The organism is Gordonia sp. ABKF26, from assembly GCF_041103195.1.
Taxonomy (GTDB): domain Bacteria; phylum Actinomycetota; class Actinomycetes; order Mycobacteriales; family Mycobacteriaceae; genus Gordonia; species Gordonia terrae.
Genome location: NZ_JBGCVZ010000003.1, coordinates 1200023 through 1221734, shown reverse-complemented (window position 1 = coordinate 1221734; position 21712 = coordinate 1200023). Strand labels below are relative to the sequence as shown.

The following is a 21712-nucleotide window of genomic DNA, read 5'->3' as shown; positions in this document are numbered from 1 at the left end:
CAGTCCCTACTCGTCACCCGCGCCACGCTGGTGACCCGAGGTCAGCAGCAGATCCTGGTGGAGTTCCATCCAGATGTCGTGGTAGCTGTCGTACATCGGGCGCGCGAATGCGGCGGTGTCACCGCCGTGCACCTTCTCCAGGGCCGCCGAGAGCCGACTCCGGTAGCGGCCGAGTCGCGGGAGCTCGGCGCCGACCTCGTCGAGCGCCTGCGCGATCCGGTGGTGGATTCGGTCGAGTTCGGCGACGACGGATGCGTCGTAGTCGGCATCCGCGTGATCGTTGGGGGTCTCGTCCGGGCGGATCTGCCACGACGCGCACACCTTCTTGAAGTCCCCGTTGATCGGGCCGAAGCGCTCGTGGAACGTGTCCACCGCGGCACGTTCTGACTCACTCAGCGTGAGTTCCGAGGACAGTCGCTCGTACTCGGCTTTCCCGGCCGGGGTGATCATCGTGCCCGAGATCCGGCCGCCCTCGCGGCGCATCACGAATCCGGCGTCCGCCAGCTGTTCGATGGTCACGGCCAGGGCGTCCGCATCGTGGCCGGTCAGCGCGGTCAGGGTGTCGTCTGTTGCGAGCCCCTTCACCTTGAGGGCATGCAGCACGTCGAAGTGGGCGGTGGAGGTCTCGGTCGTCATACTCGTTCTCCTTGCTGGGATGGATCTGTGGGCATCGTCGGGTCTTCCTGCGCCGACGACGGTCCGCTCGGCGGATCGGCATCGGCCCCGGGGGTGGCGAACCGATCGACCAGTCGGCGTTTGTCGAGTTTGCCGGTGGGCAGGCGCGGTAGGTCGGTGGTGAACTCGACCGACCGGGGCGCCTTGAAGTGCGCCAGGTGTTCGCGCGCATGGGCGATCAGGTCGTCTTCGCTCACCGACGCGCCGGGGCGCACCTCGACGACCGCCTTGACCGACTCGCCGAACTCGGCGTCCGGCACGCCGACCACCGCCACGTCGGAGACCGCCGGGTGAGCCAGCAGAGCCGATTCGATCTCCTCGGGATAGATGTTGACCCCGCCGGAGATGATCATGAAACCTCGACGGCCGACGAGGTAGAGGAATCCGTCGTCGTCGAGATATCCGATGTCGCCCATCTGCTTCAACACCGGCCGTGCGGCGTCGGCCGGCCGGTCGGGTCCGCCGGCCGCCTCGAAACAGACCGTGCCCTCGACGCCGGGATCGACGTCCGCGCCCGCGGAGTCGGTGATGTGCACCCGTGCGGTACCCAGCGGTCGACCCACCGACCCCGGATGCGACCGCGCGTCCGTCGGCGAGATGTAGGTGTGCCCGTAGCCCTCGGATGCTCCGTAGTACTCGTGCAGGACCGGGCCCCACCACTCGAAGATCGCCTCCTTGACGTGCGGAGGGCACGGGGCGCCCGAGGTGAACGCCACCCGATGCCGCGGGGAGAGCGCGATCGTCTCCCGGTCGGGCAGGTTCAACAGGCGGATCAGCATGGTCGGCACCCACTGCGAGTGCGTCACACCGTATTCGGTGATCGCGCGCATCGCCCCCGCGGCGTCGAACTTCTCCATGCACACGACGGTGCCGCCGGCCGCCAGCGTGATCAGCTGGAACGTGAACGGTGCCGCGTGATAGTTCGGGGCGGGTGACAGCAGGACCGAGTCGGCTCCGACCCCGAGTTCGTCGACGAGGCCCGAGTGCCGGCGCGGTGCGTCCGCGGGATGCACGCCGAGCAGCGGTTGAGCGAACCGCTTCGGCCGTCCGGTCGTCCCGCCGCTGTAGAGCACTCGAGCACCGAGCAGCTCACGCTCAAGGGGCTCGGACAACTGGCCGGCGAGCGCGTCGGCCAGGGCGACACACCCGTCCGCCGGGCCGTCGGCGCACACGATCACGGTCTGGTCCCGTCCCGAGCCGTCGACCGAGTCGCCGACCGCGGCGACGACCTGGGCAGCGAGCGCCGCGCTGGTGACGATCGCGGCCGGCCGGTCCTCGCGAATGAGTGCGGCGAGCTCGGCCGGCTTGAGGTGCCAGTTCACGGGTGTCACATACAGTCCGCTGCGCATCCCGGCGGCCACTGCCACCGGCCACGCGAGACTGTTCTCCATGACCAGCACCACCGAGTCGCCCGGGCCGACGCCGCGGGACTGCCAGAATCGGGCCAGTCGATTCGATCGACGATCGAGCTCGGCGTAAGTGATGCGCTCCCCCGACCCCGCCATCACATAGGCGATGGCGTCGGGGCGGGTACGCGCGGTGGACGGTGGGTACACATCACTCCTGTTTGCGAATCAGATGTCACATTACCTTCACCGGCGGTGATCACCGATTGGTGCAGGTAGGCAATCTCAGACTTTTATCCTGTTGTGGTTCACAACACACCATAGACTATGGTTTAGTGAAAATGCAGTCGCAAACGAGAGTTCATTGGAGAAGACATGACCATCGCTGACGACATCGACCTGATGGACCTCCGCCCGTTCGCGGCCGGTGTCGACCATGACATGTTCGCGCGACTGCGCGCCGAGGACCCGCTGCACTGGAACGCCGAGCCCGACGGCCGTGGATTCTGGTCGGTCACCCGCTATGAGGACGTCAAGGCCGTCGCCTCCAACGCCGAGGACTTCACCGTCACCCAGGGCACGCAGATCGCGAGTCGCCGCGCGGAGGGTGAGGGCGCGCGCAGTATTCACCATGTCGATCCGCCCGAGCACGGCAAATTGCGGGGGATCGTCACGCCACACGTGCGGCCGGTCAAGCTCAAGTCGCTCGAAGGTGACATCTCCGCGGTCATCGACGAGTTGCTCGACGCCCACACCGGCGCCGGCGACATCGACTTCGTGGCCTCCGTCGCCGCGCAGCTCCCGCTGGTGATGATCGGGCGACTGCTCGGCGCGCCGCTCGAGGACTGCCCCAACCTGTTGCGGTGGACGAACCAGATGGCCAGTGAGGACCCCGACTACTCAGAGGGTCCGGAGACCGCGGTGAAGGCGCGCGACGAGGTCTTCGACTATTTCCGCGGATTGGAGAAGCTGCGCCGGGAATGCCCCGCCGACGACCTGATCAGTGTGCTGACCGCGGCCGAGCTCGATGGTGTACCCCTCTCCCGCGGCTACCTCGACGCCTACTACTTGATCCTCATGGTCGCCGGGAACGAGACGACACGCAATCTGCTGTCCGGCGGCGTCAACGTCCTGGCCGAGAATCCGCAGTGGTGGGACTTCATGCGAGCGAACCCCGCCAAGATCCGGGTGGTCGTCGAAGAGATGGTCCGCTGGGTCTCGCCTGTCCTGTCCATGCGCCGCACCGCCACCCGCGACATCGAGATGCACGGCAGGACGATCCGCGAAGGTGACAAGGTCGTGATGTGGTTCTGCTCGGCCAACCGCGACGAACGCGCCTTCGACGACCCGGAGACGTTCATCGGCAACCGGTTCCCCAACGAGCATGTCGGCTTCGGATGGGGCGCGCATGCCTGCCTCGGCTCGAACCTCGCCCGTCTCGAGGCACGGTTGTTCTTCTCCCGCATCATCGAGCGGGGACTGGGCATCACCGTCCTGGACACGCCGAATCGATTGCAGAGCAACTTCTTCCGCGGTATCAAGACGCTCCCGGTCCGGATCGAGGCCACCCGATGAGCATGGGCACGATCGGCGACCCCCCGACGATCGCCGGTGTCGGTCCGGCCGCGCTGATCGAGGGTCGCTCGATCCCGGATGGCGCGCCTATCCCGGTCGTCAATCCTTTCACCGACCGCGAGATCGGTGTGACCCATGAGGCGGGCGCAGCCCTCGTCGACGAAGCTGTTGCCGCCGCGGTCGCCGCACTCCCGGGGTGGTCGCGGACACCCGCGTCTCGGCGAGCTGCCGTGCTGCGGTCGACCGCGGATCTCATCGAGCGGCCGAGCCATCGGATCCCGGCCATGGTGACCGATGAAATGGGAATGCCCATAACGCTTTCGACTGTCACACAGCAGGCATTGCCGGCAACGGTCCTGCGGGCAACCGCAGATGCCGCCGAGAGCTTTCCCTGGGAGCAGACCTCTGACGGGACGATCCTGCGCCGGGTGGCCGGCGGGGTGGTCGCGGCCATCACTCCGTGGAACATGCCCGTGCACCAGATCATCGCCAAGGTCGCGGCCGCATTCGCCGCAGGGTGCACCGTGGTGCTCAAGCCTTCCGAGGCCACCCCGTTCGACGCGATGCTGGTGCGCCGGTGCTTCATCGACGCCGGCCTACCCGCGGGTGCCTTCGCCATCGTCAACGGCACGGGACCGGTGACCGGGCAGGCCCTGGCGTCGCATCCCGACATCGCGCACGTGTCGTTCACCGGCAGCGTACGCGGTGGAAAGGCCGTCGCCACAGCAGCTGTGGAGTCGCTCGCACGGACCACGCTCGAACTCGGCGGCAAATCGCCCGCCGTGGTTCTGCCCGATGCCGACCTCGACGCCGTGGTACCGCGAGTGCTGGCGTCCGGGTTGGTCAACTCCGGGCAGGCCTGCAACGCCACGAGCCGCCTCGTGCTGCCCGCCGCACACGCCGGCCGCATCGAGACGTTGATCGACACCGCACTCGGGCACTTCGTGTTCGGCGACCCGACCGCGTCGGAGACCACTCACGGCCCGCTCGCCTCCCCTGCGCACGCCCGACGAGTTCTCGACCATGTCAATCGTGCTCGTCAGGACGGCGCCCGGGTGATCGCCGGCACCGGAAGCCAACTCGACATCGGCGACTCCCGTTCGTTCGTCTCTCCGATCGTGTTCGGCGATCTCGACCCCACCGCCGCCGCGGTCCGCGAGGAGATCTTCGGTCCGGTCCTGGTGGCGCAGTACTACCACGACGTCGCAGAGGCCATCGAGCTGGCGAACGACAGCCAGTACGGACTGTCGGCAGAGGTGTGGTCGGCCGACCGGGATCACGCGCTCGAGGTCGCGACGCAGCTGGAAGTGGGCCAGGTCAAGGTCAACGGGGTTCGTACCCGCGAACGACCGACCGTGCCCTTCGGCGGGGTCAAGAAGTCCGGTCACGGTCGCGAGCTGGGCAGTGCGGGAATCACCGAGTTCACCGAGATCATGGCGGTGATGGCATGACCGTCCCCGCACGCACTGTCGTCATCACCGGCGCCGCCTCGGGGATCGGGCTGGCCCTGGTCCGGCGGATTCTCGATCGGGAACCCGACACCCGACTCATCGCCGTCGACATCGCCGACTGCCCGGATGAGCGGGCCGACACCCTGCTGTGCGACCTCTCCGACCTGGAGGCAATTGCCGCGCTGGACCTGCCCGATGCCATCGACGCGCTGGCCAACGTCGCCGGTGTCCCCGGCACCGCACCGGCCGAGACCGTATTGGCAGTCAACACACTCGGATTGCGGGCGCTGACATTCCGGGCTCTCGAACGGATGCCGGCCGGCGGCGCCATCGTCAACGTCGCCTCGATCGCGGCGAACCGGAACACCGTCGCGCACGACGACATCATCGGCCTGCTCGAGGTTCGCGACCGGGAAGAATTGCGTAGCTGGATTTCTCAGGTGCGGATCGAGGGCCCAGCCGCCTACGACGCCTCCAAACGCGCCGTCGTCGACTGGACCGTCGCACTGTCGGCGTCGCTGCAGCCCCGGGGAATTCGAGCCCTGTCGGTCAGCCCGGGCCCCACCGAGACCCCGATCCTGTCCGACTTCGAACAGTCGATGGGCGCCGAGGCCATCGCACGATCGGCGTCGATGGTCGGCCGCCACGGCACGGCGACCGAGTCGGCGTCGGTGATCGACTTCTTGCTCGGCCCGGACGCCGCCTGGGTCAACGGCATCGACGTACCCGTCGAGGGCGGACTCACCGCACTGCGCGCCACAGCCATCCCCCTTCCCCTGTCCCGACCCCGTAGCCGGGTCGACATCGCCGAGTGAAAGGACCACTCATGACCACACCTGCTGTCCTCGCACTGGACGGAACCGCGCCGGCCGATCGAGAGCTGCTCGGCGGCAAGGCCTACAGCGTGAACCGCATGCGGTCGCTGGGATTGCCGGTCCCACCTGCCTTCGCCCTCACCACGCCCGTCTGCGCCCAGTTCACCGAAGCAGGCGGTCAGCTCCCCACCCGCGTCTGGGAGGGGGTGCTCGCCCAGCTCCGCGTCCTGGAGCAGCAGACCGGAAAGGTCTTCGGCGCCGGCCCGTTCCCTCTGCTGGTCTCGGTGCGCTCGGGCGCTGCCCAGAGCATGCCCGGCATGATGGACACCGTGCTCAATCTCGGCCTCACCCGCGAGCTGGTCGCACAGCTGGCCGAGGCGACCGGCGACCCCGACTGGGCCCGTGACACCTGGGAGCGATTCCGCGCCGGATACGGCGACATCGTGCTCGGCGACGCCACCGCCGCACCACCCACCGACCCGTACGACCAGTTGCGCGAGGCGATCGGCGCCGTCTTCGGTTCATGGAGCAACGAACGGGTCGCAGCCTATCGACGTCACCACGGTCTGGGCGAGGGCGGCGGCACCGCGGTGACCGTGCAGGCCATGGTGTTCGGCAACCGCGACGATCAGTCCGGGACGGGCGTGGTGTTCAGCCGCGACCCGGCCACCGGCGCACCCGAGCTGTTCGGCGAGTGGCTCGCCCGGGCGCAGGGTGAGGATGTCGTCTCCGGTGAGCGCACGCCCGAGACCATCGACTCCTTCCGCACTCACTCGCCACACCTGCACGCCGAGCTCAGCACGATCGCGCGGACGCTCGAGAACGAACACCGCGATCTCGTCGACATCGAGTTCACCGTGGAGAGCGGCACGCTCTACATGCTGCAATGCCGCTCGGGGAAGCGCTCCGCGCGTGCTGCGGTCCGCATCGCCGTCGACCTGGTCCGCGAGGGCCTCATCAGCCGGGACGACGCCGTCGCGCGTATCAGTCCCGAACAGGCGAAGTCGTTGTCGCAGAACAACTCGGCAGACGCCGCGGCCGACGTCCTCGCCACGGGCACGAGCGCCGGCCCCGGTGCCGCGGTCGGCGTCGTCTACACCGACACCGACGATGCCTGCGCCGCAGCGGCACGCGGCGAGCACGTCGTCCTCGTCCGGCCCTCGACCTCGCCGGCCGACGTGCCCGCGATGTTCGATTCCGTGGCGGTCGTGACCGAGGTCGGCGGTACGACGTCCCACGCCGCCCTGGTGTGCCGCGAGATCGGGGTGCCCTGCGTGGTCGGGTGCGGGATCGGACTCTCCGACGCCCTCGCCGGGCAGACGGTCACCGTCGACGGAACGACCGGAAAGGTCTATGCCGGTGACGTTCTCAGTGCCGGCACCTCCGCTGACGAGTACGTCGACGAGCTGGTGTCGTATCTGCCGGACGTGCTGTCACCCGAACACCCACTGGCCGAGCTGATCACCGCACGAACACTGCAGGGGGCCTGATGAGCACCGACACCGGACCGGACGCCCGTGCGCACGATGGGATCGACGCTGCTTACTCGGCAGCCGGCCTTCTCGATCACACCGCGGCCCCGGCCAAACGCGCGAACAAGCGCGGTGAGCAGACGCGCGACAAACTGGTCAAGGCGGCGACGGAGTGCTTCACCGAGTACGGATACACCCGCACCCGGATCTCCGACATCACGCACCGGGCGGAGATCTCGCAGGGCAACTTCTATCGGCATTTCGTCAGCCTCGACGACATCTTCCTCGCCGCGCTCCGCCCGTCCCTGCTGGAACTGGCCAATGCACGACTGCGTCCCGATCGCGCCCAGGGCGAGTTGCAGTCGCTGATCGAGGTCAACACCACGTATCTCCAGGCCTACGCTCGCAGTCGCCACATGCTGCGACTGCTCCGCGAGGCGGCCGCGGCCAGTGAGAACCGGGGGTTCCAGCAGCTCTGGCTCAATCTGCGGGGCGACTTCGTGCGACGCACCGAGCGCTGGCTCGACCGCCTCGTCGCCAACGGGACCATCGAGGCCTGTGACACCGAGTTGCTCGCCGAGACCCTGGGCTGCGCCACCGAGCAGATGGCCTACATCCACGTCGGTCTGCCGGCCAGCACCCCGCGACGAGAGCGCCTCGAGGCTCTCGGGACCGCGCTCGGCGAACTCTGGTACCGGGTCATCCCGCTCACCTCCAGGACGACGGCATGACCCGCTCCGTCGCCTCGCCGGTCGAGCGCACCCTCGGGATCGACGTCACCGTGACCGCGGTCCGCGACGAGACGTCCGAGGCACGCACGATCGTGCTGGACTTCCCCGCGGGCAGCGACTACCGACCCGGGCAGTTCATCACCGTGCGCATCCCGAGCGATCGGACCGGCTCGGTCGCGCGCAGCTATTCGTTGTCGACCGCTCCCGGGGTCGACGCCGCCCCGGCGATCACCGTCAAGCGAACCCGAGACGGCTACGGATCGAACTGGTTGTGCGACAACGCCGAACCAGGCCTGACCCTGCACGTCATCCCACCGTCGGGGGTCTTCACGCCGCACTCCTGGGCGCACCCGCTGTACCTGTTCGCGGCCGGCAGCGGCGTGACGCCGGTGATGTCGATCCTGCGTTCGGCCCTCGAATCCCACGACACGACGGTGACCCTGTTCTACGCCAACCGCGACCGGGAGTCGACGATCTTCGCCGACGCGATCGACGAGCTGGCCGAGCGTCATCCCGGACGGTTGGTGGTGCATCACTGGTTGGAGGCCGACCGGGGTCTACCCACCGCGGCCGCGATCGGCGACGTTGTTGCCGGCACCGAGGACTGCGAAGCCTTCATCTGTGGTCCGGCACCGTTCATGGACCTCGTCGAGCACACCCTCCGCGGGCGCGGCCTGCACCACGAGGCGGTCCACGTGGAGAGATACGTGTCGCTGACCGGCGACCCGTTCACCCTCGCGACGCACGACGACGAGGGTGGCGCCCACGACGTCACCGTGCACATCGACGGCGACGTGCACACGGTCCGCTGCGGCACGGACACCGTGCTGCTCGACGCACTGCTCGCCGCCGACGTCGACGCACCGTATTCCTGCCGGGAAGGTGACTGCGGGTCGTGTGTGGCCCGACTGACCGCCGGCGACGTCGACCACGGCAACGGGATCGCGCTGGAATCCGAAGACATCGACGACGGATACCTGCTGACCTGTCAGGCGACCCCGAAGGGCCCGGTCACGATCGAGTTCGACTGAAGCCACACCCCGGATACATCGCATCGGCCCCGAGCGCTACACCGCGCCGATGATGTATTCCACTGCCAGATAAGCCTGCACCGTATTCCCGGCGACCCGATCTAGCGAGACCCGTCGGCCTTCGAGCGATTCTGTGGGGGACAGTGGCGCCACAGGGCGGGGTGTCAGTTGCCGACGGCAACGCGGTTCTGCAGGTCGAGTGCGATGTCGACGATGAGGTCTTCTTGACCACCGACCAGTCCTCGTCGTCCCACTTCGAGCAGGATGGTGCGCACGTCGATGCCGTAACGCTCCGAGGCGGTTTCGGCGTGGCGCAGGAACGACGAGTAGACCCCGGCGTAACCCAGGGTGAGGGTTTCGCGGTCGACTCGTACTGGACGGTCCTGCAGTGGGCGCACGATGTCATCTGCGGCGTCTTGTAGGGCGAACAGGTTGGTGTTGTGTTTCCAGTCGTGCAGGTCGGCGACGGCGATGAACGGTTCGATGGGGCAGTTACCTGCGCCGGCTCCGTGTCCGGCCAACGATGCATCGACCCGGGTTGCCCCGGCTTCGACAGCGATCACCGAATTGGCCACCGACAGCGAGAGATTCTCGTGCGCGTGGATTCCGATCTCAGTGGCTGGGTCGAGAGTCTCGCGGTAGGCGCGGACACGCTCGCGGGTACCGTCCATGGTCAGCTTGCCCCCGGAGTCGGTGACGTAAACACAGTGTGCTCCATAGCTTTCCATCAGTTTGGCCTGGCGCGCGAGTTCTCCGGGGTCGGTCATGTGGCTCATCATCAGGAAGCCGGAGACGTCCATGCCGAGTTCGCGGGCGGTGGAGATGTGCTGGGCGGAGACATCGGCCTCGGTGCAGTGGGTCGCGACCCGTACTGACCGGACGCCTAGGGAGTATGCCTGGCGGAGTTCGTCAATTGTGCCGATGCCCGGGAGTAGAAGCGTCGTCAGACGAGCATGGGTGAGGTTGTCGGCGGCGGCCTCGAGCCACTCCCAGTCGGTGTTGCTTCCCGGGCCGTAGTTGAGGCTGCCGCCGGCCAGTCCGTCGCCATGGGCGACTTCAATGCCGTCGACCCCGGCGGCATCGAGTGCGGCGACGATGATGCCGACGTTCTCCGGTGTGATCCGGTGCCGCAGTGCATGCATGCCGTCACGGAGCGTCACGTCCTGAATGAACAGTTGTGTGGTCATCGCAGAGTTCCCTTGGCTTCGGTCATCGCCAGGTCAACCGCGATGGTTTCGGCGAATTGCACCGCCGCAGAGGTCATGATGTCGAGATTGCCTGCATAAGCAGGTAGGTAGTGTGCGGCTCCCTCGACTTCGAGGAACACGCTGACCTGGTGCGTAGGCCGCGGCGCATCGGCAGGCAGCAGAGTGTGGACGGGCTGGTCGGCCGGGATCTCGGTGATCTGCACGTCCTGCTTGAGCCGGTACCCCGGCACGTAGACAGCCACCTTGTCGACCATCGCGTGCACCGACTCGATCACTGCCCGCTCGTGGTCGGGGCCCGAGAGTTCTGCGAGACAAAACACGGTGTCTCGCATGATCAACGGTGGATCAGCGGGATTCAGGACGATGATTGCCTTGCCGCGCCGGGCCCCTCCGACCGATTCGATTGCGCTCGACGTGGTTTCGGTGAACTCGTCGATGTTCGCGCGGGTGCCCGGCCCAGCTGACTTGGAGGCGATCGACGCGACGATTTCGGCGTAGGACACCGGGGCAATCGCGGACACAGCGGCGACGATCGGGATCGTCGCTTGGCCGCCGCATGTCACCATGTTCACGTTGTCGGACTGCCGGTGTTGGTCGAGGTTGACCGCCGGAACGACGAACGGACCGATCGCAGCGGGCGTCAGATCGATCAGCCGCTTGCCGAAGGGAGCGAGCAACTCGGCGTTGAGCCGGTGGGCTCCGGCGGACGTCGCATCGAAGACGATGTCGACGTCGGAGAAGTTCGGCAGATCGATGAGTCCGCGCACTCCTCCGGACGTCGTCGGCACCCCGAGACGCTGTGCGCGAGCGAGTCCGTCGGATGCAGGATCGATACCGACCATCGCTCCCATCTGCAGATTCTCCGAAAGCCTGATGACTTTGATCATGAGGTCGGTACCGATGTTGCCCGAGCCGATGACAGCGACGGTCGCATCTTTCGTGGTGCTCATCTCACCAGCTCCTTCACGAATGTGGTTGATACCGAGCCGAGACCACTGATGTCGGCGCGAACATGGCAGGGCCCGGCGACCGGCACCATCGGTCCCAGCGCACCGGAGAGCACGACTTGACCGGCCTGCAGCGGTTGGCCGAAGTCTCGAGCGGTGACTGCGAGCCAACGCAGAGCGTTGAGAGGATCCCCGAGACAGTCGGCACCCGTGCCCGTCGAGACGACATCGCCGTCGACCGACATCGTCATATTCACTGACTGCGGCTCGAACTCGCCGAGTGTGCGTCGTTCGTCGCCCAACACGAACAGACCGCTCGATGCGTTGTCAGCAACCGTGTCGGCGAACGTGATGTCCCACCCGGCGATTCGGCTGTCCACGATCTCCAGAGCTGCCACGGCATAAGCCACCGCGCCGTGTACCTGTTCATAGGACAAGTCGCCCTCCGCGAGATCCTCGGCAAGAACGAATCCGATCTCGGCCTCTACCTTCGGTTGCAGGAGACAGTCCAGCGCCACGACGGCACCCGCCGCACAACTCATGTCGTCGAGGAGAATTCCGAAGTCCGGCTGGTCCACACCGAGTTGTTTCTGGACCACCGGCGCGGTGAGGCCGATCTTGCGTCCGACAATGCGTGCACCTGCGTCCACACGAGCAGCGACGACCCGCTGCTGAACCGCATATGCAACGTCGGGATCGTCGACACCGATCAGGGCACGAACAGGCAGGCACGGCGACCGGCGCGCGGCCGCAGACTGTAGTGCTTCCGCAGCCCTTCTCACAGAAGGGTCAGAGGTTCTCAGAGTTTTACTCACGTCGTCTTCCATGTCATCGGGTGCTCAACGGCTCGAGGGTTGAATCGGCAGCCGGTTCTTATCAACTTTCCGCATCGCGATCCCACGTCGTCGCCGTCTTTCCGCGTTCTCGGAGGAGAACTTTGCGGATCTTCCCGTTCTCGGTGGTCGGCAGCGTCTCGACGATGTCGACAAAACGGGGAACGGCGAACTTCGCCAGACGGCCATGGCAGTGGTCGACGATCTCGCGAGGGGTGAGGATTGCGCCGGCCTTGGGAACAACCGACACCATGACCTCGTCCTCGGCCATCTCAGATGGCACCGGATACGCTGCCACCGATTCGACGGCGGGGTGTAGTCCGATTGCCTGCTCGACTTCGAAGGACGAGATGTTCTCCCCCCGCCGACGGATCACGTCCTTCATGCGGTCGACGAACCGGAACCAGCCGTCCGGCTCCCGGACGACGCGATCACCGGTGTGGAACCACAGGTTCCGCCATGTTTCCGTTGTCTTGTCGGACATGCCGTGGTAGCCGGTGGCAAACGCATATGGGACGCGTGGGCGGAGCAGAAGCTCCCCTGGTGTGCCGTCCGGTACTGGAGAGTCGTGCTCATCCACCACGACCGCTTCGAAGTCGGGCTGGACCTGGCCGATGTAGCCGGGTCGAGGCATGTCCGGCGCGGAGGTCAGGACCGAGTTGGTCTCTGTCGAACCGAAGCCGTCGACGAGTCGGATGCCGAACCGATCGAAGAACGGGTCGGCCAGACCCGCCGGAGTTGCCGGTGACAGCGCGCGGTTCACGTTGTGCTCCCGATCCCTCGACTGAGGCTCGCGGGACCAGAGAATGTTGATCATCGCCCCAAGCAGATAAGTGACCGTGGCGTCCGAGTCGGACAGCTCCGACCAGAACCGCCGCGCGGAGAATCGACGTCCTACGACGATCGTTGCCCCGGCGACGAGAGTTTGGAAGAAGGCGTTGAGGGCATTGGTGTGGAACAGCGGCAAAACCGTGAACAACGTGTCCTCATCGGAGATGCAGAGCTGCTCGGAGACGGTGATCCCCCACCAATAGAACTGGGCGTGGGGGCAGCACACACCTTTTGACACGCCCGTGGTTCCAGAGGTGTAGAGCAGCGCCGCCGTATCACCCGGCGACACCGAGCAGGGCGGGACGGTCCCGGAGAGCTCTGGGAAGGTGCGCACGTCGTAACCCGCCACAGCTGTGGCGGCTGAATCCAGCAACCAGACCTGCTCGAGATCGGGCGGGACCGGAACCGACTCCAGAAGGTTGAGGAGTTCTGGCTCGATGACCAGAATCCGGGAGTTCGAGTTCTCCAGCGCATGGTGTAGCTGGGTTCCCTGCAACGCGGCGTTCAGTGGCACGGCGACTGCACCGATCCAGGCGCACCCGAGGATGGTCTGAAGCAATTCGAGCCGATTCTGCGACAGTGTCGCGACCTTGTCCCCGCGACTTATCCCGTTCGCTTGCAACATCGCTGCAGTCGCGGCGGCCAGGTCGCGAACCTCGGCGTAGGTAAGTGCGGATTCCCCCATCTTCAACAGTGTCTTGTCGCTGTACAGCTCTGCCTGACGTGTCAGCAGGGCTGGAATGGTGCAATCCTTCAAGGGAAGACCGCGAAGCGGTGCGATGCGGTCAACGGTGCTCTGCATTTGTTCATTGCTCCTTGGCGGAGGGCTGCGGTATCACCGCGACCGGCCCGCCGGTTGTCTGCGTTTCTGGTGATGCCAAGTCGATTTCGGACCCGGGGACCCCGCCCTCGCCGACGACTTTCGCAACAACTGTCGGACCCAGGTCGGTACGTATCGACGCGAAGGTGACTGCGGGTGTGCCGCGCTGAACAGAGATTTCTTCGATGACACCTCGGTAGGCAGTCAGGGGTTCGAAATCGCCACTGCAGCAATGAGGGCAGAGGCTACGTGGAGGGAAGGACGCTCTTCCGCACCTCGTGCAGCTCTGCATCGTGATGCCCATGTCAAACCCTTTCGAGAATCGCAAGGTTCGCGCAGGATCCGTAGCGATAGGTGACCATGCCGTAACCGCTGACGGCGGCGGTGCGTGCGCCGGGAACCTGGCGCTCGCCGGCTTCGCCACGCAACTGGATGACGGCTTCGACGAGCCCATGCATTCCCGCCGCTGACCCCGCCTGCCCCGCGGACAGTTGACCGCCCGAGGTGTTGACCGGCCATCGATCGTGGAGGAGGCGATCGGTGATGTCGAACAAACTCCCGGTGGGGACGAAACCCATGTCCTCCAACTGGATCAACACCATGACCGGATAGTCGTCGTAGACGCTGATCACATCGATATCGGCAGGACGCAGACCTGCGCGGTTCCACAGTTCTGGGGCGACTCGGCACAGGCCGGTACGAAGTCCATCGCCTTCATGTCCGTCCCAGTTCACAGAACCGCCGATGGCACTGACGCGAACCGCCGGACTTCCGTCCTGCATGTGGTCCTGTCTCGTGATCACGATGGCGTCTGCACCCGTGACCGGCGGAACACAGTCGAACCGACGCAGGGGCGACGCGATGACGGGCGAGGTGAGATAGTCGTCCATACTCATAGGCGTCCGGTAGACGGCACCTGGATTCATTGTCGCCCAATGTCTCTGGGCAACAGCCACCGCTCCGTACGCCTTATCGTCGAGGCCATGTCGACGCATGTGGCGTTGCGTGAGCATCGCGAACATGGCGTTCGGTCCGCCCATTCCCAACGGAGTGACATAGTCCCGGGTGATGGCGTTGTATTCGTCGACTACTGACTTGAAGTCCGACGCGGTCATGCGATCGCCGGCAACCAGGACAATGGTTTCCGCGTCTCCGGCCTCGATTGCACGCACGGCATGCTGAAGCATGTTCACGCCGCTGGCTCCGCCGTTGGTGTCCTCCATGATCCAGCGGAGAGCCAGGCCGCTGCGAAGGGCCAGGTCGACAGCGTGGTCGGGTTTGAGGGTGAAGCTCGATACCCCGAGCCCATCAACGTCTTCGAGAGCAAGGCCGGCCTTCTCGACCGCCTGCCGAACAGCACTGGTCAGCAGACGCTCTGTGGTCTCGACTCCCTCTGGGTGTCGGGTATACGGCACCTCGACTGCGCTGGCGATGATTGCGCTGTGCCCGGTCATACCGGCTCGCCGATCTCGTCCAGCGAACGGGAATCCGGAGCAGCAGGCGGCATCCCCGAAAGCGAGTCGATGCCCTTGGTTTCGGGAGCCTTGAGCACGGCGACGGTGCTGAGGACGCCGAAGAGGGCCAGGTACACCGCGATGGGCCAGTACGTCCCGGACCAGGCAAGCAGGCCTGTGGCGATCAGCGGCGCGACACCGCCGGCAAAGATCGCGGCGACTTCATGACCTATCGACAATCCGCTGTAGCGGACCTTTCCGGTGAACAGTTCGCTGAAGAAGCTCGGCTGAGTACCGATCATCGCACTGTGGCAGATGCTGATGGCGATGATGATCGCGAGCCAGATGAGCGCCGTGTTCTGTGTGTTGATCAGAAGGAAAAACGGTGCGGCCCAGATGATCACCCCGACGGCGCCGATGAGATAAACCGGGCGTCGACCTATCCGATCAGACAGTGCCGCGAACCCGACCATGGTGAATGTCTCCAGGATGTTGGCGACGATGATCGCGGTCAGAATCACCCCGCTACCCACACCGATGTGGACTCCGTAGGCGAGGGAGAACACCGCGAAGATGTACGAACCGCCGTTCTCGGCCATGCGCGCGCCTACGGTGACCAGGATTGATCGCCGCTGCGTCTTGATCGCTTCGAGTGCGGGGAAGCGAACCCGGTTGTCCTCCGCCTGGAGCTCCTCGAAAACCGGGGTTTCCTGGACCTTCATGCGGATCACCAGGCCGGCGATCATGAGAACCAGTCCCAGAAGGAACGGTATTCGCCAACCCCAGGAGAGAAACTCGTCTTCGGGGAGCAGGTTGACCAGGGCAAACACTGACGACGACAGGATGAAGCCCAACGTGACGCCCACCTGGCTGAAGGCGGAAAAGAATCCGCGCCGGCTCGGTGGAGCATTCTCGCTGATCAAGAGTACTGCGCCACCCCATTCCCCGCCCACCGCGATTCCCTGAATCACACGCAGAATCACGAGGAGAATCGGCGCCCAGACGCCGATCTGGGCATGTGTGGGGAGTAGACCGATGAGCGCAGTACAGACGCCCATCATCATGAGTGTGATGACGAGCATTGACTTTCGTCCGACGCGGTCACCGAAGTGCCCGAAGATGACTCCACCGAAGGGCCGTGCGACGAAGCCTATGGCGAACGTTCCGAATGCGGCGAGTGTTCCAACGAGGGAATCGTCTCCGGTGAAGAAGAGTGGCCCGAAGACGAGGGCTGCGGCGGTTCCGTACAGAAAGAAGTCGTACCACTCGAGGGCGCTGCCGATCAGGCTCGCGGTGGCCGCCTTACGCGTTCGGCTTTCTACAGATTGATTGGACATGGCAGGAATCCGTTTCCTATATTGCGAGAATCATGATTGAGGGCGTATCAGCGGGCCAGTGATACCGGCGTCGGGATCTCGTTGGGACTGTGAGTCAGTGACCGAATGCTTCGACAAGCCACCATGCCCCTTCGTCCGAGACGATCTTGGCGTCCAGGACCATCGGGCGATTGGGTTGGTCGAGCCAGGACTTGATCGGGAGTAGATCGTCGAGGCACCTGACGGTGACGGTCTCACAGCCGAAGCCACGAGCGAGGGCAGCGATGTCCGTCTCTGGGAAGGTCACCGCGTCGAGGTCTTCGTGTGCTCCGAAGTGGTGGGCTTCCGCCCCGTACTGCGCGTCGTTGTAGACGATGACGAGCATGGGGAGGTTCAGTCGGGCTGCCGTCTCGAGTTCGCTGATACCCATCAAGAAGCCACCGTCGCCGCAGGCTGCGATCGGAACACGGTCGGGTTGAGCGATCGCGGCGCCGATCGCGGTGGCGAGGCCGAGGCCAACGGATTGAAATGCCTGGGTGAAGCAGAATCCGTACTCGTCGGGTACGTCGAGAAACATGCTCGGGTAGCCGAGGAAGTTCCCGGAATCCACCGACAGGACCCGCGAGCGCGGCAGCATTCGATTCAGCTGTGCACTCATCAGCCGGGGATCGATACGCTCGTCTGTGCTCTCGTCTTCGAACGGGACCTGGTGCCATCGACCTTCGGTCTGAATTCGTCGCAGAGTCCCGCTGGTCCGGTAGCCGGTCCTCTCGACCCGCGCCTCGGCAAGCAGAGCCGAGACGTCGGCGGCGGTTTCCGCCACGCCGGCCCACACACCGAGATCGACCGGGCGATGCCGCCCGAGGGCGCTCTGGTCGATGTCGACCTGGACAACCTTCGCGCTGTCGCCGATCAAGCGGCCGTGCCGCATGGTCCACATGTTCAGTGTGCATCCCCAGCCGACGATGAGGTCGGCGTTTGTGATGAGCTCAGCGGCAAGTGGCGTCGAGAACCCTCCGGCCACGTCGATACTCCACGGCTCCCCTTCGAACATCCCTCGGGCGACGGCAGATGTCGCCAGCAGGGCTCCGCATCGTTCTGCGAGTTCGATGAGGGTGCGTTTCGCAGGACCCCCACGGGCACCACGTCCAACGACGAACACAGGCCTCTGTGCCTGCTTGAGCAGTACCGCGAGTTCTTCCACATCGGTTCGCTGAGGCCGGGGAGCCATCCTGGTGATCGGGTGCGGAACCGAGACGGACCCGGTCAGTACACAGTCCTGGACATCGATGGGGATGTTGAGCACCACCGTGCGCTTCTGCATCGCGCAGACGTTGTACGCGTGAGTCAGATCGGAAACAGCTGTCTCCGCAGATCGGATTCGGAGCGCCACTGCTCCGCAGCCGCGGGCGATCGATTCCTGGTCGATGTAGAAGTTCGACTTCGGATCGGTGGCTTCGGCGGTCAGGACGAGCAGCGGGCTCTGGCTCTTCGCGGCCTCGACTATGCCGGTCAACGCGTTGGTGTAGCCGCACCCTTGATGCAGCGAGAGCACGGTCACCTGCTCGCTCATCCGGGCGTGGGCGTCTGCCATGACCGCTGCGCCGCCCTCATGACGTGCCGCGACGAAGCGGGCGCCGGCTCCAACGAGTGCGTTCGTATAGTGGAAGTTGCCGCTACCGACGACACCGAACGCCACCCGGACACCGAGCTCGTACAACGCTCGACCGATAGCTTCGCGAACGTACATGATCAATCTCCCTTTTCGAGCTCGGTGGGTGTTTTCACGAGCGCCAGCACTCGGGCGGGGCTACCTGACCCGCCGACGATCTTCAGCGGCGCGACGACCAGCACTCCACCGGCGGCGGGGAGTGAATCGAGATTTCGTAGCTGCGTGACGCCGTACTTGCCGGCGCCGAGCAGGTGGTGGTGACACGGGAAGGGTGGGTCGAAGGCGTATGCTTGGCCGGCGTCGATACCGACGGTTTCCACTCCGATGCCCCTGATTGGGCTCTGTGTCGCCAACCATTCGGCGCACTCCACCGAGATGCCGGGCGTGTGAGGACCATCGCCGTCAGCGTTGATGAATTGCACTTCGTCAGCGGCTCGGCGGTCCCAGCCTGTTCGGTAGAGCAGCCAACCACCTTCGGGCAAGGGGCCGTAGCTCCGTTCCCAATCCAGTACGTCATCGACACCGAGCAGGAAGTCAGGGTCGTCGACAACCTCCTTCGACTTGTCGATGACGACGAAAGGACCGATCAGGTGAGAAGCCGGAACACGCGAGACATCGGCGAGATCACGGCCGGTGACCCAGTGACACGGAGCGTCGAAGTGAGTCCCCACGTGTTCGCCGGTGTGGATGGCGTTCTGGTAGGACGTCTCACCCCTCTCGTCATAGCGTGCAAGCTCCTCGAGAGAGAATCGCGGAATCGGCTCCATGCCATCGGGAAGTGGCAGAACCGGAGTCCGGTCCGACAGGGGGGCGGTGAGGTCCACGACGCTGATCGTGTTGTCTCTCAACCCCTCTGACAGACCGAGGGCGGACGGGAGTAGTTCGGGCATGCCCTAGATACTTCAGTTTGTGGGCTGATCCACATAATGCCCTTCTTGCACGCACTATGCCCATATGGCTATCACGCCAGGCTCTGGCTATGCTCTCGCCATGGAACGTCGGCTGAAACACCTCCTCGACGGCGGCTTCAAACTCCGTCATCTACAACTGATCACGGCAATCGCGAACAATGGAACAATCGTCGGCGCTGCTGCGGATCTGTATGTGACCCAGCCTGTGGTGACCCGGGGTTTACGTGAGGCAGAAGAGATTCTGGGAGTGCGGCTGTTCGACCGCAGCACGCGCGGGGTCACCCCGACGCCCTATGGCACCTTGCTGCTTGAACACGCCGAGATGATCCTGACCAGCATGGAACGTCTGGCCGAGAACATCGATCACCTCCAACAGAGCGGAACGCGACCGATCCGGGTGGGCACGAACATGACCGGGTCGTATGTTCTCCTCCCACGCACCCTGGTGTCGCTGAAGGCCGCGCACCCTGGTCTCAAGGTGTCGGTGGTCGAGGGCACCGACGAGACCTTGCTCGAGTTGCTGGCGCACCACAAGCTCGACGTCCTGATCGGGCGGATGACTGACGGGAACCCCCACCACATCACCCAGCGGCATCTGTACGACGAGCCCATCCGCATCATGGCAAGGGTTGGACATCCCGCCTTCACGGGCGACGGCCTCGAGCCCGAGTCTCTGGCGTCATTCCCCTGGGTGCTGCCGCCTCCGACCGCGGTGGCAAGCCGATTCGGTGGGTCATTCGGCGAGACCGGATCTTGGGTCCCCACGAATGTCATCGAGTGCACGTCAATCCTCACGATCCGGGCGATTCTGCACGCCACCGATTCACTGGCCCCCCTGCCGGTGCTGGTCGGAACGAACGATCCCGAGCTGCGCATGCTCCCCGTGGAGCTCGATACCCTCCCCCGCGCAATCGCTCTCATTCATTCGGCAGAGTCAGCCCTGAGCGAGAGCGCCGACTTGTTCGTGTCGCACCTCCTCGACGAGGTCGAGGCGATCGAATCCGAGCTATCGGGATTGCACCTCGACCTCAAGTAGCGCACGAGATCGGATCGAGCCGACGAACCTTATGTCCGTATGGACATGGCCGGCTCCGATATAGGCATTTGTTTGGTATAGCCGGGGGCCCGACCATTGATCCATGACTTCAACCCCCGACGGCTGGATCCGCAACTTCGTCGACGGAGCCTTCGTCGATCCCGATCCGCGGCGTGGATTCGATCAGGTCGATCCTGCGACCGGACGGACGCTCGGCCAGGTCCACGAGGCCGACCAGGCGCTGGTCGATCGCGCCGTGAACGCCGCCCGTCGGGCCCTTGACAACGGCTGGGCCGACACGCCGGTGCGCGAACGCTCCGCGCTGTTGCGCCGCGCCGCGGATCGCATCGAGCAGCGCTTCGAGGAGTTCGTCGCCGCCGAGATGGCCGACACCGGTAAGCCGATCACCCAGGCACGAGAACTCGACGTGGCTCGAGCGCTGACCAACTTCAGGACGTTCGCCGATGTCGCTGCCGCCGCCGGCCAGGAGTCGTTCATGACCGACCTTGCCGGCGGTCGGCAGGCGCTCAACTATGCGGTCCGCAAACCGCTCGGCGCGGTCGCGGTGATCGTGCCGTGGAACCTGCCACTGCTCCTGCTGACCTGGAAGGTGGCGCCCGCACTCGCGTGCGGTAATGCCGTGGTGGTCAAGCCAAGCGAGGAGACGCCCGCGACTGCCACTCTGCTCGCGGAGGTCCTCGCCGAGGTGGGACTGCCCTCCGGCGTGTACAACGTGGTGCACGGCTTCGGTGGCAACTCCGCCGGCGAGTACCTCACGACACATCCGGGAATCGACGGTGTCACCTTCACCGGTTCGTCCGCGACCGGCTCTCATGTGATGAAAACCGTTGCGCCCCGTGTACGTCCGGTGTCGTTCGAGCTCGGGGGGAAGAATGCCGCGATCGTGTTCGATGACGTCGACCTCGACGAAGCACTCACCGGACTCACCAGGTCCGTCTTCGCCAACACGGGCCAGGTGTGTCTGTGTACCGAAAGGGTGTACGTCCACCGTTCCATCTTCGACGACGTCGCTGTCGGGCTCGTCGAGCGTGCCGAGCGACTGCGTCTGGGCAACCCCGCCGATCCCGACGTCACCACCGGACCACTGATCTCGCAGGGGCACCGCGACAAGGTAATGCGCTATTTCGAGCTCGCCGAGCAGTCGGGCGCCAAAGTCTTGACCGGGGGCGGAATTCCGGACCTGGGTCAGGATTTCGAGTCCGGCTCGTGGGTGGAGCCGACGCTGTGGACGGGACTGACCAACGAGGACCCGGTTCTGCGTGAAGAGATCTTCGGGCCGGTCGCCGCATTGGTGCCGTTCGACACGGAAGCGGAGGCGATCGCGCTCGCCAACGACACCCAGTACGGGCTGGCCGCGTCGGTGTGGACCAACGACCTGCGACGCGGACACCGCGTCGCACAGAAGATGAACGTCGGAATCTCCTGGGTCAACACTTGGTTCACGCGCGAACTGCGATCTCCATTCGGTGGCGTCGGGTTGTCCGGAATCGGCAGGGAGGGCGGCGAGTCGTCGTTGCACTTCTATACCGAGCCCACCAACGTGTGCGTGGCCCTATAACTCCCGGGA

General features: G+C 65.3%; 19 protein-coding genes. 8 read left to right on the top strand and 11 right to left on the bottom strand.

Features of this window, described 5'->3' with window-relative positions; all coding sequences use genetic code 11:
* Positions 1 to 6 precede the first annotated feature (6 nt).
* Together AB4Z55_RS06115 and AB4Z55_RS06110 are read right to left on the bottom strand one after the other, a co-directional pair.
* On the bottom strand, positions 7 to 636 hold the full coding sequence (locus tag AB4Z55_RS06115; protein WP_369519382.1) for a MarR family transcriptional regulator: 630 nt from the start codon (positions 634 to 636) through the stop codon (positions 7 to 9).
* Positions 633 to 2231: an AMP-binding protein gene (locus AB4Z55_RS06110; RefSeq protein ID WP_369519381.1), complete on the bottom strand. Its 1599-nt coding sequence runs from the start codon at positions 2229 to 2231 to the stop codon at positions 633 to 635. The genes AB4Z55_RS06115 and AB4Z55_RS06110 overlap by 4 nt, the downstream gene beginning before the upstream one ends.
* 165 nt (positions 2232 to 2396) lie before the next feature.
* On the opposite strand from AB4Z55_RS06110, the gene AB4Z55_RS06105 reads away from it, so the two are divergent.
* The 6 genes from AB4Z55_RS06105 to AB4Z55_RS06080 are packed head-to-tail and all read left to right on the top strand — an operon-like array spanning position 2397 to position 9096.
* On the top strand, positions 2397 to 3596 hold the full coding sequence (locus tag AB4Z55_RS06105) for a cytochrome P450 (RefSeq protein ID WP_354561256.1): 1200 nt from the start codon (positions 2397 to 2399) through the stop codon (positions 3594 to 3596).
* Positions 3593 to 5047: an aldehyde dehydrogenase family protein gene (locus AB4Z55_RS06100; protein WP_354561257.1), complete on the top strand. Its 1455-nt coding sequence runs from the start codon at positions 3593 to 3595 to the stop codon at positions 5045 to 5047. Before AB4Z55_RS06105 ends, AB4Z55_RS06100 begins: the two co-directional genes overlap by 4 nt.
* A complete protein-coding gene (locus tag AB4Z55_RS06095; protein WP_354561259.1) occupies positions 5044 to 5862 on the top strand; it encodes an SDR family oxidoreductase in 819 nt (272 codons plus the stop codon). The genes AB4Z55_RS06100 and AB4Z55_RS06095 overlap by 4 nt, the downstream gene beginning before the upstream one ends.
* An 11-nt stretch (positions 5863 to 5873) precedes the next feature.
* The gene (locus tag AB4Z55_RS06090; protein WP_239401377.1) at positions 5874 to 7352 is read left to right on the top strand and encodes a pyruvate, phosphate dikinase; all 1479 of its coding nucleotides are present in this window, start codon (positions 5874 to 5876) and stop codon (positions 7350 to 7352) included.
* Positions 7352 to 8065, top strand: a complete 714-nt coding sequence (locus tag AB4Z55_RS06085; RefSeq protein ID WP_239401375.1) for a TetR/AcrR family transcriptional regulator — start codon at positions 7352 to 7354, stop codon at positions 8063 to 8065. Before AB4Z55_RS06090 ends, AB4Z55_RS06085 begins: the two co-directional genes overlap by 1 nt.
* Positions 8062 to 9096, top strand: a complete 1035-nt coding sequence (locus tag AB4Z55_RS06080) for a ferredoxin--NADP reductase (RefSeq protein WP_239401373.1) — start codon at positions 8062 to 8064, stop codon at positions 9094 to 9096. Before AB4Z55_RS06085 ends, AB4Z55_RS06080 begins: the two co-directional genes overlap by 4 nt.
* A gap of 164 nt (positions 9097 to 9260) precedes the next feature.
* Here the strand turns inward: AB4Z55_RS06080 and dmpG are convergent, their stop codons facing one another.
* The 9 genes from dmpG to AB4Z55_RS06035 all read right to left on the bottom strand — a co-directional run bounded on the left by dmpG (position 9261) and on the right by AB4Z55_RS06035 (position 19067).
* On the bottom strand, positions 9261 to 10283 hold the full coding sequence (dmpG, locus tag AB4Z55_RS06075) for a 4-hydroxy-2-oxovalerate aldolase (protein ID WP_238418858.1): 1023 nt from the start codon (positions 10281 to 10283) through the stop codon (positions 9261 to 9263).
* The gene (locus tag AB4Z55_RS06070) at positions 10280 to 11254 is read right to left on the bottom strand and encodes an acetaldehyde dehydrogenase (acetylating) (protein WP_238418859.1); all 975 of its coding nucleotides are present in this window, start codon (positions 11252 to 11254) and stop codon (positions 10280 to 10282) included. The genes dmpG and AB4Z55_RS06070 overlap by 4 nt, the downstream gene beginning before the upstream one ends.
* A complete protein-coding gene (locus tag AB4Z55_RS06065; RefSeq protein ID WP_239401371.1) occupies positions 11251 to 12078 on the bottom strand; it encodes a 2-keto-4-pentenoate hydratase in 828 nt (275 codons plus the stop codon). The genes AB4Z55_RS06070 and AB4Z55_RS06065 overlap by 4 nt, the downstream gene beginning before the upstream one ends.
* A 49-nt stretch (positions 12079 to 12127) precedes the next feature.
* Positions 12128 to 13717 carry an ATP-dependent acyl-CoA ligase gene (locus AB4Z55_RS06060; RefSeq protein WP_369519380.1) on the bottom strand — a complete coding sequence of 530 codons (1590 nt, stop codon included), beginning with the start codon at positions 13715 to 13717 and terminating at the stop codon, positions 12128 to 12130.
* Between the two features lie 4 nt (positions 13718 to 13721).
* Entirely contained in the window at positions 13722 to 14027 is a 306-nt protein-coding gene (locus AB4Z55_RS06055) for a zinc ribbon domain-containing protein (RefSeq protein WP_369520987.1), read from the bottom strand.
* Positions 14028 to 14040: 13 nt separating this feature from the next.
* Entirely contained in the window at positions 14041 to 15189 is a 1149-nt protein-coding gene (locus tag AB4Z55_RS06050; protein WP_369519379.1) for a thiolase family protein, read from the bottom strand.
* Positions 15186 to 16526 (bottom strand): MFS transporter, encoded by a 1341-nt coding sequence (locus tag AB4Z55_RS06045; protein ID WP_238418863.1) that lies wholly within the window; start codon positions 16524 to 16526, stop codon positions 15186 to 15188. Before AB4Z55_RS06045 ends, AB4Z55_RS06050 begins: the two co-directional genes overlap by 4 nt.
* Positions 16527 to 16620: 94 nt before the next feature.
* Complete coding sequence (locus tag AB4Z55_RS06040; protein ID WP_239401369.1) at positions 16621 to 18255, bottom strand: thiamine pyrophosphate-binding protein; 1635 nt, start codon at positions 18253 to 18255, stop codon at positions 16621 to 16623.
* 2 nt (positions 18256 to 18257) lie between these two features.
* A complete protein-coding gene (locus AB4Z55_RS06035) occupies positions 18258 to 19067 on the bottom strand; it encodes a cyclase family protein (protein ID WP_238418865.1) in 810 nt (269 codons plus the stop codon).
* Positions 19068 to 19167: 100 nt separating this feature from the next.
* On the opposite strand from AB4Z55_RS06035, the gene AB4Z55_RS06030 reads away from it, so the two are divergent.
* Both AB4Z55_RS06030 and AB4Z55_RS06025 read left to right on the top strand, forming a co-directional pair.
* Positions 19168 to 20124, top strand: a complete 957-nt coding sequence (locus AB4Z55_RS06030; protein ID WP_239401367.1) for a LysR family transcriptional regulator — start codon at positions 19168 to 19170, stop codon at positions 20122 to 20124.
* A gap of 103 nt (positions 20125 to 20227) precedes the next feature.
* The gene (locus AB4Z55_RS06025; RefSeq protein ID WP_369519378.1) at positions 20228 to 21703 is read left to right on the top strand and encodes a 2-hydroxymuconic semialdehyde dehydrogenase; all 1476 of its coding nucleotides are present in this window, start codon (positions 20228 to 20230) and stop codon (positions 21701 to 21703) included.
* Positions 21704 to 21712 lie beyond the last annotated feature (9 nt).